The sequence below is a fragment of the Gracilibacillus suaedae genome, assembly GCF_017599345.1.
GTDB classification, from domain to species: domain Bacteria; phylum Bacillota; class Bacilli; order Bacillales; family Amphibacillaceae; genus Gracilibacillus; species Gracilibacillus suaedae.
Window position 1 is genome coordinate 85,081 of record NZ_JAGFVL010000053.1, and the last position, 12,926, is coordinate 98,006.

Annotated in this window: 11 protein-coding genes; all 11 read left to right on the forward strand. The window is 37.4% G+C overall.

Translation table 11 applies throughout. The annotated features are described in order from the left end of the window. The first annotated feature begins 4 nt into the window (after positions 1-4). The 11 genes from J5J03_RS15625 to J5J03_RS15675 all read left to right on the forward strand — a co-directional run bounded on the left by J5J03_RS15625 (position 5) and on the right by J5J03_RS15675 (position 12,923). Positions 5-298 (forward strand): DNA-directed RNA polymerase subunit beta, encoded by a 294-nt coding sequence (locus tag J5J03_RS15625; protein WP_208590756.1) that lies wholly within the window; start codon positions 5-7, stop codon positions 296-298. 359 nt (positions 299-657) lie between these two features. Then, positions 658-1,074: a 3-hydroxyacyl-ACP dehydratase FabZ gene (gene fabZ, locus J5J03_RS15630; protein ID WP_208590757.1), complete on the forward strand. Its 417-nt coding sequence runs from the start codon at positions 658-660 to the stop codon at positions 1,072-1,074. 411 nt (positions 1,075-1,485) lie between these two features. Beyond that, entirely contained in the window at positions 1,486-1,791 is a 306-nt protein-coding gene (locus J5J03_RS15635; RefSeq protein ID WP_208590758.1) for a hypothetical protein, read from the forward strand. A 370-nt stretch (positions 1,792-2,161) separates the two neighbouring features. Beyond that, positions 2,162-3,004 (forward strand): TetR/AcrR family transcriptional regulator, encoded by an 843-nt coding sequence (locus J5J03_RS15640; protein ID WP_208590759.1) that lies wholly within the window; start codon positions 2,162-2,164, stop codon positions 3,002-3,004. 23 nt (positions 3,005-3,027) lie between these two features. Then, positions 3,028-3,888 (forward strand): efflux RND transporter periplasmic adaptor subunit, encoded by an 861-nt coding sequence (locus J5J03_RS15645; protein WP_208590760.1) that lies wholly within the window; start codon positions 3,028-3,030, stop codon positions 3,886-3,888. A gap of 2 nt (positions 3,889-3,890) precedes the next feature. Beyond that, positions 3,891-6,974, forward strand: a complete 3,084-nt coding sequence (locus J5J03_RS15650) for an efflux RND transporter permease subunit (protein ID WP_208590761.1) — start codon at positions 3,891-3,893, stop codon at positions 6,972-6,974. Positions 6,975-7,408: 434 nt separating this feature from the next. Next, positions 7,409-8,518, forward strand: a complete 1,110-nt coding sequence (locus J5J03_RS15655; RefSeq protein ID WP_208590763.1) for a glycosyltransferase — start codon at positions 7,409-7,411, stop codon at positions 8,516-8,518. Between the two features lie 96 nt (positions 8,519-8,614). Continuing rightward, positions 8,615-9,745, forward strand: a complete 1,131-nt coding sequence (locus tag J5J03_RS15660) for a glycosyltransferase (protein ID WP_208590764.1) — start codon at positions 8,615-8,617, stop codon at positions 9,743-9,745. A gap of 10 nt (positions 9,746-9,755) precedes the next feature. Beyond that, complete coding sequence (locus J5J03_RS15665) at positions 9,756-10,538, forward strand: glycosyltransferase family 2 protein (protein ID WP_208590765.1); 783 nt, start codon at positions 9,756-9,758, stop codon at positions 10,536-10,538. A gap of 24 nt (positions 10,539-10,562) precedes the next feature. Continuing rightward, positions 10,563-11,357 (forward strand): ABC transporter permease, encoded by a 795-nt coding sequence (locus tag J5J03_RS15670; RefSeq protein WP_208590766.1) that lies wholly within the window; start codon positions 10,563-10,565, stop codon positions 11,355-11,357. 18 nt (positions 11,358-11,375) lie between these two features. Further along, positions 11,376-12,923 (forward strand): ABC transporter ATP-binding protein, encoded by a 1,548-nt coding sequence (locus J5J03_RS15675; protein ID WP_208590767.1) that lies wholly within the window; start codon positions 11,376-11,378, stop codon positions 12,921-12,923. The last annotated feature ends 3 nt before the right edge of the window (positions 12,924-12,926 follow it).

The following is a 12,926-nucleotide window of genomic DNA, read 5'->3' on the forward strand; positions in this document are numbered from 1 at the left end:
CCGTATGTCACAGGAAACAAAAGCAACAAATAAAAAAACAAATAAAGCAGATGAACAAAAAAAAGCTCAGACACAGACGAAAAAGGAAAAAAGAGCTGATAAGAAAAAACAAAAAGAGAAAAAATACGTCCGTCGCATAATACCAATTTGGGCGAAGGTTTTGATTATTGTTGTGCTAAGTTTATTTGCTTTAATGATCGGTCTCATCGTAGGTTTTAGCATACTTGGAGATGGCAGCCCGTTAGACGCCTTGAAATGGGAAACATGGCAACACATTATCGATTTCGTTAAAGAATAATAACTTCGACTGATAGATCTGATAAAACACGTGATCTTGCATAGGCATTCACGTGTTTTTAAATTTCCATTAGAAGTTTTGCTGGACATCGAAAAATGGAGATATCCCCGGAAGCAGAGCAATTATTCCCGGAAGCAGAGCAATTATCCCCGGAAGCAGAGCAATTATCCCCGGAAGAGAAACTCTGCTCCGTGGAAAAACCCTTCTAAGGCGTTCCCTTTTTTTAAAATATGAAGATATCCAAGGAACTGAAGCAATTATTACTGAATGCAAAGCTTCATTGAAAGACTCTTGTCAAGCTATGATTTTTTCTCCTCTTTTTGATATACTTTAGTGGATAAAGGAAAGGAGTCATACATATGGATATTGAACAAATTAAAGATACGATCCCACACCGTTATCCATTTCTGTTAGTGGATGTGATCACCGAACAAGATGATAAACGGATTGTCGGCAAGAAGAATGTAACTATTAATGAACCATTTTTTCAAGGACACTTCCCGGACTATCCTGTTATGCCTGGTGTATTAATTGTCGAAGCATTAGCACAAGTTGGGGCTGTTGCGATTTTGAGTAAAGAAGAAAACAGAGGCAAAATCGGTTTTCTTGCGGGAATTGATAAGTGCCGATTTAAACGTCAAGTAAAACCAGGAGATCAACTCCGCCTTGAAGTCGAAATCATCCGTATTAAAGGACCGATCGGAAAAGGAAAAGCTGTTGCAACAGTAGACGGTGAACTAGCTTGTGAAGCGGAAATTACATTTGCCGTGAAATAAGTAAAAGAGAGGCTTTGCGGAGCTTCTCTTTTTAATAGTGAGAGAAAGTATAAGAAATTGGGTTCCTGTCTACATCCGCCTATCCAGAAACCGAATCGCCTTACGATCAAGAAGGCTTGACTATTGGTGAAATCAGAGGCTTAATCGCCCATTCATCGACTAATTTCGGTCACGTCCTGTGACCAACGTCGATACTAGAACATCAGTGTACCTTTAGGTGAAAGTCATCAAAATCACCGTGATTCCTTTATAAAAAAAGATTTGCATGTCTCTAATACCAGTCTCACCACATTTGAATAACCTCCTCCTATCCAAAAATTCAAAACAAAAAAATATAAATAAAATTTATGGCATATTTTGTAGATTATTTGGTTAACCTACCATTGAAGACGACTTAAAGGAGGATATCACATGGAATTAAAATACGTTAAGTATCTTTCAGCTTTGTTATTATCACTAGCTCTACTAGCTGGTTGTGCGACAAATGAAGATGAAGAAGAACAACCGCTTGAAGAAGAGCAGCCACAAGAAGAAGCTCCAACTGATGAAGCTCCAGACGGTGGCGAACAAGGTGAGAATGGTGGCGCTGATGGCGGAACCGGAGAAGACATTGGTGAAAATGTTGAAGAGAACTTAGACGAAGCCGAAGAAGAAATGGAAGATGCTGTTGAGAATGGTGAAGGTCCAATTGATGATGAAGATAATCCACAGGAATAATTGATCACCATCAAAAGCAGTCAACTTAAAGTAGAAAGCTAAAACCCTGTTTCAGTAGAAGCAGGGTTTATTGTTATGGGTACACATCTTGCACTTTCACAGGGATAATAACCTAAGTTGCCAAGTCTGACATATGTTGTGGATTGACCGACGAATTCAATTCACCCGGGACTCGTTAGGCCTGAAGAGCCATTTTCGAGCGATTTTTGATAGGTTTTTTATGCTATTAATTAATAGCGCTTTTCCTTTGATATTCGACTTGATAACTGGTATAGTATACTACTGACTGACCAGTCATTCATGAAAGTTGAAAAAATGAAACATTCATAAAGGGGAAATCGTACTAGAGAAAGTGAGGCGCTACAAAGACATGGACAATAAAAAGCAGCGCATGATTGAAGTGAGTTTGAAACTCTTCTCAGAAAAGGGCTTCCACTCTACCTCTATTCAAGAAATCGCTGAAAAAAGTAATGTATCCAAAGGAGCATTCTACTTACATTTTGAATCAAAGGATGATTTGTTTGTAGAAATTATCAAATATTATTCAGAGACAGTCCTTCAGAAGCTAAGTAACATACAACCTGAGTCAAGCGATCCTTTTAATCAATTTACGAAACAGATTAGTGCATTTCTACAGTTGTTTAAAGAACACAAGGAATACTTAATGATACATTTTCGAGATAATATCCATCTAGGTGATAAGAAGGATGAATTAATTTTAAATCTACTGAAGCAGAGCTATGATTGGATAGAAGACCGTTTAATTAATATTTATGGTGAAGAACTTAAGCCATACATAGTAGATGTCATCATCCAAACTGATGCGATGATGAGTGGTTATCCAAAATGGATCGCAATTCATGACATTGCTTTTGATCCAGATCAACTAGCTGCTTATATCACCAAAAATATCGATATTTTGGTGCAAGACATTTTAATAAGGTCTGATCCTCCTGTATTTCAATATCAGGATTTGAAACGATTTAAACAAAGTAATGACCAGTCATTTCAAGCTGTCATCGAGCAAATAAAAGGTCAAATCACAGAACTGGAAAGAGGTGAAAGACAGCAAATAACAGAAGCTTTACATGTACTTGAAGAAGAATGGCAAAAGCCAGAACCTAAACAAATTATCATTCAAAGTATGATTGAGCATTTAGAATCGTATGCAACTATTAAACCAATTGTTCAATCGTTAAGACCATACTTATAAAAATATTGAGAGGGGACAAGAAAATGAAGCGTTTATTATTTTTATTGATGATTGTTATCATCACATTAGTTGCGTGTTCGGAAAACAGTGATGAGGAAGAAGAACAAGTAGAACGCGTAACACCAGTTGAAACAGGAGAAGTAACGAAAGGCGATCTTGTCATGGAACGTAATTTCTATGGTCGTACGATGCCGAATCAAACGACACCTGTCATTCCTTCTGTAGCAGGTGAAATTGATGAATTAGAAGTGGAAAATGGAGACAAAGTGGAAGAAGATGATGAAATTGCGACCATCTCCAGCCCACAAGGGAACATTACCGTAGAAGCTCCAGCAGATGGAGTTATCTCACAATTGGAAGCAAAAGACGGATCGATGGTTTCCAATCAAGATCCATTAGCAACGATTATTGATTTGGAACAGTTAACCGTTCAATTACAAGTACCTGATGTACAACTAGATTTATTTGAGAAAGGGAAAGAAGTTACCCTTCTCTTACAAAGTGCAGAAGAAGAAACACACGATGCAGAGATTGAATATGTGGCAGACGCTGCTAATGAAGCAGGACTATTCCCGATTGACCTGTCGTTCGATAATGAAACAACTCATTATAAAGCAGGCGTTATTGCTACTGTTGTGTTAGAAGACACCGTAATTGAAGATTCATTACTAATTCCAACAGCATCATTAGTCGAAGAGAATGAAGATACTTTTGTGTATGTTGTGGAAGATGATACAGCTAAAAAAGTAGAAATAGACGTTCAAGCAACACAGTCCGAATTAACAGCTATTCAAGCAGAGCTTAATGAAGGAGACCAAATCATTACAAGTGGACAATTGACCCTTGTAGATGGCAGTAAAATTAGTGTAGTAGGGGAGGATTAATCATGAAACTAGTCAATACATCAGTTAAACGGCCAGTCGGGGTCATCATGATTGTCCTCGCTATTATTGCAATGGGTGTTATATCAGTTCGAAATTTAGCGATAGACCTTTTTCCGGAAATTGATTTACCAATTGCAGTGGTTGCGACCAACTATCCAGATGCAGCACCTCAAGAGGTCGAACAACTAGTGTCAGAACCGATTGAAGGCGGTCTTAGTTCAATCGAAGGGGTAAACACGATTCAATCACAATCACAAACAGGCTCTTCCCTTGTCATCATTATGTTCGAAAATGGAACGAATCTCGATAACGCTCTACTAGAGGTACGGGAAAGCGTAGACCAAGTAAAAGCAGCACTGCCAGATGGTGCTAATGACCCGAGTGTTCTTCGCTTTAACCCGAATCAAATGCCAATTATGTGGGTTGGCTTGACTGGTAGTGATACCAATACATTACAAACAGTAGCAGAGGATACCATTCAACCGTATTTTGAACGCCAAAGTGGTGTTGCTTCTGTCAGTATCGAAGGTGGAGAAGAAAGAGTTATAGAATTAGAATTAGACCGGGCAGCGATGATGCAATATGGTGTATCGACACAAGCGATTCAGCAGGCGCTGCAAGGTGCTAATCAATCTGGTTCAGCAGGATCGATTCAACGTGGTGAGCAGGATTTACAATTACGTGTGGATGGTACGTTTACTTCGGTAGATGACATTGCCCATTCAATTATCCAAACACCACAAGGCGCACAAATTACAGTTGAAGATGTGGCAGATGTCAACGATACATTACAAAAAAATGGTACAACACTAGTTAATAACGAGTCTGCCGTTGTATTGAGTATTCTAAAACAATCAGATGGTAATACGGTAGAAGTATCAGACAACGTATTAGCAGCAATTGATGATTTAAATGAAGATATGCCAGAAGGCGTTAGTCTTGATGTAGTAGTAGATACTTCAGACTTTATTAAACAATCGATTAATTCTGTTATTCAAAATATGATTTTTGGCGGTATTTTCGCCTTATTAGTATTGTTGCTCTTCCTGAAAAGTATTAGAGCAACTCTCGTTATCGGGGTGTCCATCCCAATTGCGATTGTTTCCACGTTTGTACTGTTGTATTTTACCGGAGAAACTTTGAACGTATTAACAATGGGAGGTCTCGCCCTTGGTATCGGGATGATGGTCGATAGCTCCATCGTTATTCTCGAAAATATAGTCTCATATAGGCAAAAAGGCTATGGTATCAAGGACGCAGCGATAAAAGGTGCTTCAGAGCTTGCGCCAGCCGTAATTGCTTCAACAACGACAACGTTAGTGGTATTTTTACCGATTGTTTTCGTGGAAGGTATGGCATCAGAATTATTTACACCATTAGCATTAACCGTTTCGTTTGCATTAATTGCTTCACTTGCGGTTGCGGTCACGTTAATCCCGATGTTATCATCCAAACTTTTAACGAAAGCCATGCAGGATAATGGTCGTCGTTACTGGTTCGATCGTTTCTTACAAAAAGTAGTTAATGGCTATCAACGAGTGATTGAAAAAGCCTTGAAACTTAGAAAAACAACGATTGCGATTACGGTTATTGCCATCATCGCAAGTGTTTCTTTAATTCCGTTTATCGGTACAGCGTTTATTCCAGAAGGTGATCAAGGTCAGATAGGTATCACGGTAGAAACACCTACGGGTACAAATGAAGAGAAACGACTGGCGATCACAGAGCAAATTAATGAAAAATTAACTGATTACGATGATGTGATTGACGTCAGTTATGTAACGGTAGGTAGTGCTAATACGGAAGAAGCCGTAATGACAGGTGGTTCAGATGCCTCCTATCAAATACAACTAGTACCAGCAGATCAACGTGATCAAACAACGATATCGGTTGTACAACAATTAGATGAAGACTTGCAAGATATTGCTGGAGCAGAGATTACCGTTAGTGAGGCAAGTTCTGGTGCTGGATTGGGAGATCCGATCCAAATCCAAATTTCAGGTCCAGAAACGGAAGTGTTACAGGAACTGTCAGATCAAGTACTGACAGTACTAGAAGATGTGGAGGGTGTTTACAATCCAACATCATCTCTATCTGATACACAACCAGAAATGGCGATTCAAGTTGATCGTGAGCTTGCATCGCAATATGGTCTAAGCTATCAAGAAGTGATGAGTCAGGTACAGCTTGGGTTCACTGGTCAAACGATTATGCAGTATCGTGAAGCCGGAGAAGAAATGAATGTCAAATTAATGTATCCAGAAGAGCAGCGTTCAACTATTAATGATTTAGAAAATTTATCGATTCAAAATCAACAAGGAACAACTATTCCTTTATCAACTATAGCGGATTTTGAACAAGTACAAAGTGCCGCAACCATCACACGTCAGAATCAGGAGCGACAAGTTAATATTTCATCTGGTATTGTCGATAGTGATCTAGGTACGGTATCACAAAATGTAAAAAATGCTTTGAATCAGATCAATTGGCCTGATGATTATGACTATTCCATTGGTGGCCAAGCGGAAGATATGACAGAAGCTTTTGTTGACTTAGGTCTGGCGTTAGTATTATCGATTTTCTTAGTTTACGCCGTTATGGCAGTCCAATTTGAAAACTTCCTGCATCCATTAATCATTATGTTTTCCATGCCTGCAACAGCAGTAGGGGTGTTTGGTGGTCTGTTCATTACCGGTCTTCCGTTATCAATTACGGCATTTATTGGGGTGATCATGCTCGCAGGTATTGTTGTTAACAACGCAATTGTGCTTGTTGATTATATAAACATTCTCCGAAATCGCGGAATGGATCGACACGAAGCAATTGTTGAAGCCGGGAAAACAAGGCTCCGTCCAATTTTAATGACAACTTTAACAACAATCCTGGCAATGGTTCCATTAGCTTTAGGATATGGTGAAGGTGCGGAAATGCAACAACCAATGGCAGTTACCGTTATTTTCGGTTTATTGACATCCAGTATCTTTACACTTGTGTTAATTCCGGTTGTTTATACGTATTTTGATAACCTATCAGAGCGTATTAAAGGAAGGTTTTCAAGAAAAGCTAAAAAAGAGAAAAAAGCGTAACAAGACTAATCTGAACGATCATTCCAAGTTCTTTAACATAGAACTGGAATGGTGTTCAGATTTTTCCTTTTAAAATATGATCTACCATGGATAATGTCCTTTCCAGGGAACAAGGAGTGCTCTTCCGGGGATAAGAGGAACTGTTCCGTGGATAATGCCCTTTTTCCAGGGAAAGTTATTTGAAATAGGATATTATTAACTCTATGAAAAAAACTACCCACTAATTGACGAATGAATAGTATTGCCTTTTAATCTTTATCAATTGCGTTACATTTCGCTAATAACTCTTTCGTTTCTATTAAATATCGTATAAAATAGAAAGATATGTGATGAAAATGTAAAATTTTGCAGTTTTCGGTTCGCACAGTCATAAACAGATATTTTTACCGAACAAATATAAGCAGCCTGATCGTAAGCAGGAGGAAAGAAAACAGATGAAAAAAGTAAACATCGTGTTCTTTATCTATCAAATGGGGGCCGGTGGAGCTGCCAGAACCTTGTTAAACATTATCAATAACTTAGATAGAAATAAATTTTCTCCCATCTTAGTCACGTTAAACTATGATGGGTCTTATGAGCATGCGCTAAAAGATGATGTAACCTTTATTAAATTGGACACGAAACGTTTGAGCAGATCCATTTTTAAATTGGCAAAGATTATTCGAGAACAACAAGTAGACATTGTATTTAGTACGATTCCAAGGGTAAACACCATTGCGATATTGGCAAAACTAGCCTCTTTCACAAAAGCTAAAAATGTGATTAGGGAAGCGGATAATCTAGGTGGTACGTTTAAAGAGAATCTTCAATTATTAGGATTTGGAGTTGTCTATCGGTTAGCAAACCAAATTATTTCCCTATCTGAAGGGGTAAAAGATAATCTGGTCGAAAGATATAAAATACCAAGAAAATCAATTGAAGTAGTCTATAACCCGGTCGATGTCGCTAATATTACAGAACTGGCTAATCAAGAAGAAGACTTTGATCATCAGTCATTATTTGATACAGATGACAAGGTGATCATTACCGCTGGACGCTTAGTCCCTCAAAAAGATCACCACACGATGCTACGTGCTTTTGCAAAGGTCAATGAGCAATGCGCTAGTCAACTGGTGATGCTTGGAGAAGGGTATTTATATGATGAATTAAAACAATTATCAAATGAATTAAACATAGAAGATCGTGTGCATTTTCTCGGGTTTCAACAAAATCCATATGTCTATTTCCGTCATGCCGACTTATTTGTACTGTCATCTAAGCATGAGGGATTTAGTCATGTAATTGCCGAAGCATTAGCGACCAAAACAGCTGTTGTATCAACCAACTGTCGCTCTGGTCCATCAGAGGTATTGGACAACGGCAAATATGGGTTGTTAAGTCCTGTCGGTGATGAAGTGCAGCTTGCAGAGAATATGCTCGCTGTTTTACAAGCAACTCCAGAAGAATTGCAAGCAATCACAGAGAAAGGTTACGACCGTGCTACATTCTTTAACTCTAACAAGATCGTCAGACAATATGAACAAATTTTCTTAGATGTGTTATAATTAATGGTTGTTCCCATCAAGTTATTTGTTCAAAAGTATCAGTTAAACGAAGGCAAAAACTTAAGTTTGCCTTTATAGAAGTGGAGGTTTATCTATTTGTCTCAATCAAGTAAAATTGTCCATATCACGACTGTACATCACCCTTATGATACGAGAATTTATCATAAAGAATGTGTATCACTGCAAAAGAGTGGATATGATGTGTCGTTAATGGCACCGATCGATGAACAGAGTGATAGTCAAGATGAGCAAAATAAAGTAGAAATCATTCCACTTAAGAAGTATGCCAATCGATGGAAGCGAATGCTCCTTGGGCCAATCCAAGCCTATAAAAAAGCAAAAAAGCTAAAGGCGGATATCTACCATTTTCATGATCCGGAATTAATCTTTGTCGGTTGGCTGTTAAAAAAGAAAGATAACACAGTCATCTATGATGTGCATGAGGACTACTATACAAGTATTATGCAGAAAGAGTATTTCCCTCAGCCCATCAAACGAATCATCGGTAAATTGTACAATAGTATGGAACGCTTATTAATAAAGAAAATGGAGCTTTGTCTGGCAGAAAAATATTACTTTGATCGTTATCAACGTGGGACAAGCATTCTTAATTACCCGATCTTGAATGAGAAGTTAATCAATCAAGATGTCGATCGAAATAACGTGAGCGACAAATTGCTATACACCGGAAATGTATCGGCAGAAAGAGGCGCGTTCTATCATGCTGAAATACCGAAGATCATGGACAAGCATATTTATTTAGTTGGGAAATGCCCAAGTAGCCTAGCAGAACAAATGAAAGAACATGCGGGTGACAAGCAAGACCACCTTCATTTTGACGGGGTTGACCGTTTTGTTGAGCGAGAAGAGATTGATCATTATTACTTAAATGAAAATTGGATTGCCGGTTTGGCGATTTTTCCTGCAACCGATCATTATTTGAAGAAAGAACTAACGAAGTTTTTTGAATATATGAGTGCAGGCTTGCCAATCATCTGCTCGAATTTTTCAAGCTGGCAGGCATTTATCGAGCAGCATCAATGTGGTATTACTGTTGACCCAGAAAATAAGCAAGAATGGATTAAAGCTGTTGAATACTTAACGAATAATCCACTAGAAGCGGAGACGATGGGGTATAATGGTAGAAAAGCGGTCCTACAAGAGTTGAGCTGGGAATCCCAAGAGAAGAAGCTCTTGGCATGGTATGACCAATTATTAACGAAATAGGATGGAAAATATGAATGAAATAAAAGATTACAATCTTGTTTCTGTAATTACACCAACCTATAATTCAGAAACGTATATACGAGAGACGATAGAGTCGGTCCAACAGCAATCCTATCCAAATTGGGAAATGGTAATAGTGGATGACGGTTCAACCGATCAGACCATCTCGATTATTGAGGAATATCAGAAAGAAGACAATAGAATCCGACTGATTGCCCTTGAAAGAAACCGAGGAGCAGCGGTCGCCAGAAATACAGCAATTGAAAACGCACAAGGCAGATATATCGCTTTTTTGGATAGTGATGACAGATGGTTGCCTGAAAAATTAGAAAGACAATTAGCATTTATGCAAGAGCATGATTATGCTTTTACCTATACAGGATATAAACGAGTCCAGGTCAATGATGAAGGGCAGAAAATAGAAAAAAATGTCAAGATGCCAGAAGCAGCAACATATAAGCAGCTGTTAAAAAGCTGTGTGATTGGATGCTTAACCGTTATGTTGGATCGTAAAAAGATACCTGACATTCGGATGGCTAACATCCGTTCACGGCAAGATTATGCCTTATGGCTTAACTTAACAAGGCGTGGTTACACAGCTTATGGTTTACAAGAAGTACTGGCAGTATACCGAGTAAGAAGTAATTCGATTTCAAGTAACAAAGTCAGAATGGCGAAACAAAATTGGATCGTTTACAGGCAAGTCGAAGAACTGAGTCTTCTAAAGAGTTTGTGGTATTTCACTCATTATGTATTTTTAAAGGTGAAAGCATATTTAAATTATATGAGGTAAAAAATTGGTGGTGTCTAAAAGCAAATGTTGAATTATATATCGGAAATATTAAAAAGAAAAGATTTACTTATATACCTTGTGAAATCAGGTTTGAAAGCAGAAAACCGAAATAGTTATTTAGGATATTTTTGGTGGTTACTGGATCCGTTATTAAATGTTATCGTTTATTATTTCCTTGTTGTAGTTATTTTAGGGCGTGGTGGACCTGGATACCCAGTTTATTTAGTGATTGGTCTAGTAGTGTGGCGTTGGATTAGTACGACGATTAACTCCTCTGCCAAAGCCATTACTAAGTATTCGTCGATTATCAATCAGGTTTATTTACCTAAAACGATATTCCCGTTATCTTTTTCGTTTACACAATTGTTTAATTTTAGTTTTGGTTTAATTGTTATAGCTATATTTTTGGCGGTGTTTGGATATGTGCCTGGATGGCAGATTATTATGTTGCCTTTGATTATAGTAATACAGCTTATTTTTTTAGTGGCGATCAGTTTGGTTGTATCCTACATTACAGTGTTTGTTCGCGATATAGATAATGTTTTAACACACATCGTTAGATTATTCTTTTACGCTTCACCGATCATTTGGGAAGGAAGTAGATTGGAGCAAAGCGACAAAATACCAGAACAGTTTCATATAATTTTGGATATGAATCCTGTAGCCATTTTATTAAACGCATATCGAGCTATATTAATGGAACAGCAAATACCGCAATTCTTGGGACTGTTCATGATTACTGTAATATCGATAATCGTAATAGTATATATGCTATATCACTATAACAAGAATGAACACAAAATCATTAAAGCATTATAAAAAAGAGGGTTGTCTGCCATGTATACAACAAGTGAAGGTCGAGAAACACAAAAATATCAAAAGGATAGAGAGATAGTAATTAAAGCAGAAGATTTAGGTGTTGCTTTTAATGCTAATTATCAAAGAGATGATTACAAATCAATAGCGATTAAGTTTCTTTCAAAAAAGAAAAAAAAGAAAAAAGGACCAAGCAAAACATGGCCTCTTCGAAATATTAATTTTACAGGTTATAAAGGCGAGGTGCTTGGGATTGTCGGCTCAAATGGTTCTGGAAAAACAACGTTATGCAAGGCTTTGTCTGGGATATTACAACCTGACGAAGGGAATCTAGAAGTGAATGGAAAGGTATCAGCATTATTCTCGATGGGTATGGGTTTTAACAAGGAACTTACAGGTAGAGAGAATGTTTATTTAAATGGAATGATGCTCGGTATCACAAAAGAGAAAATAAACTTATTTATAGAAGATATTCATGAATTTTCTGGTTTAGGAGAATTCTTTGAACAGCCAATGAAGCGTTACTCAAGTGGTATGAAAGCAAGATTAGGATTTAGTGTTGCTTCACATTTAGAACCTGAGATTCTAATCCTCGATGAAGCATTGAACACAGGTGACGCGGAATTTGGAAAAAAAGCATCGATTAAGATTAAAGAGCTACTTAAAAAAGCAAAAATGGTTATTATCGTAACTCATAGCCATAAATATGCTCTGAATAATTGTGATCGGTTAATGTGGTTAGAAAAAGGTGTAATCAAAGAAATTGGTGATCCTAAATATGTATTAGAGCAATATGAGGCAACTGTTCCGAAGAAGAAACCCAAAATGAAGAGAAAATTAAACTTAGAACAAACAAATGCTGATGTGAGAAATAAGCTTGTCATTAAAGCAGAAGACATTAGTATCGGATACCCGCTTAAAAAGAAAACGCATTGGGCTTTGAAAAATATTAACTTCGAAATTAATGAAGGAGAAGTAGTTGGAATCATTGGTCATAATGGAGCTGGTAAGAGTACTTTATGTAAAGTCATGACACAAATATTAAGACCAGATAGCGGTAATATTCAGATTAACGGTGAAACCACTGCATTATTAAATTACGGAACAGGTTTTAATGCTCAATTATCTGGTAAAGATAATATTTTTCTTAATGGCATGCTGTTAGGCATTCCAAAGGAAACCATGCATGAAAATTATCCGAAAATAGTTGAGTTTTCAGAATTAGGGAAAAAAATCGATAAACCTATCAAGGAATATTCTAGTGGGATGAGAGCCAGGTTAGGATTTAGTATTGCCGCAACTTTACAGCCGGATATTTTTATTCTTGATGAAGCCTTGTCTACAGGAGATATGGCATTTAAACAAAAAGCTAGTGAAAAAATTCAGGATATGATGGAACAAGCAAAAGCGGTGGTAATTGTTTCGCATAGTATGTCAATGGTTGAAAAGGTTTGTACACGAGCGATTTGGATTGAAAAAGGTACAATTAAATTTGACGGCGATTCAAAAGAAGCTGTTAAACTATATAGAAGAGAAGTTAAAGAAAAAAAGCAAAAGAATAAAAAATAGATG